General features: G+C 23.8%; 2 pseudogenes. Both read left to right on the top strand.

Annotation, left to right across the window (positions count from 1 at the left end):
* Nucleotides 1-485: pseudogene (locus ACOTVC_RS08800) on the top strand (hypothetical protein); the annotation flags it as partial.
* Nucleotides 485-1032: pseudogene (locus ACOTVC_RS08795) on the top strand (hypothetical protein); the annotation flags it as partial. The pseudogenes ACOTVC_RS08800 and ACOTVC_RS08795, both read left to right, overlap by 1 nt.

Below are 1032 nucleotides of genomic sequence, written 5' to 3'. Positions count from 1 at the left end.
ATGAATTTAAAGAATGGGAAAAATCATCAAGTGGAGTTATAGAGCCTTTATTTACTCCATTAGAAGGTATAGTGGAAGATATTCCAAATTCACTTGAAAATATTGGCATTGCTAGCGATACCTTAGCAATGTTTGGTGCAGTGAAAAATCCTAAAAATGTAAAAAATATTATTAAGAAAAAATCATTGACGAAGAATGAAATTTTAAATGAAATTAAAAAATTAAAAAAATCTCACAATAGAATTTATTTAGTAGGTGATACAAATGAATTGATGGTTTTATGGGACAAGTTAACAAAAAATTATCAAAAAGAAATAATGGAAACAAATAGTAAAGGAATTAGGATTATAAGAATTTTAGAAGATGACACAAAATTAATGTTGAGAAATTATTCAAGCAACAAAAGTGACAATATGCCCACGATAGATACTAAAATTAACAATAAAGATTATAAAATACATATTAATAACCTAGGAAAACCTTAATGAAATTTAAAGTTTTAGAAACTATAAATGCAGAATTATTTCCACAATGGGACGTTTTACTTGATTTGCATATAAATTCATTTCTTGATATATTTTCCACACATAAACAAGTAAATAAAAATGATATAACAGAGATTATAGAGTATAGTTTTTTATGTGATTTCTTAGAATGTAGTGACTATGTAGAATTTTTTATGATTTTTAATCTTTATACAAAAGATTATCAAGGTGAATTTGTAAAAGTATTTACAAAATTATTTCTAAATGATTTAATTGATTTTTATATAAACGATGAAAAACAAAATACATTATCAGCTTATACCAAAAATAAAGATAAAAATTGGAAATATTTTTTAGATAATTATATCATTAAAGAGTGTTTTTATATAGATGATTTTTGTATTGCTTCTTGGGATATTCCAAGTAGTTGGAACAAATATAATATCAATGCAATTATTACCCCCAAAGGCACAAAATACTTCCAAGAAATCTTAGCTCCTAAATTTTACAACAAATACAAAGATCTAGAAGTAGAAATTGATGATAA

It is taken from the genome of Campylobacter sp. GB48 (assembly GCF_049221845.1).
In the GTDB taxonomy this organism is placed as follows: domain Bacteria; phylum Campylobacterota; class Campylobacteria; order Campylobacterales; family Campylobacteraceae; genus Campylobacter_D; species Campylobacter_D lari_C.
This window is presented reverse-complemented; position numbering and strand designations above follow the sequence as displayed.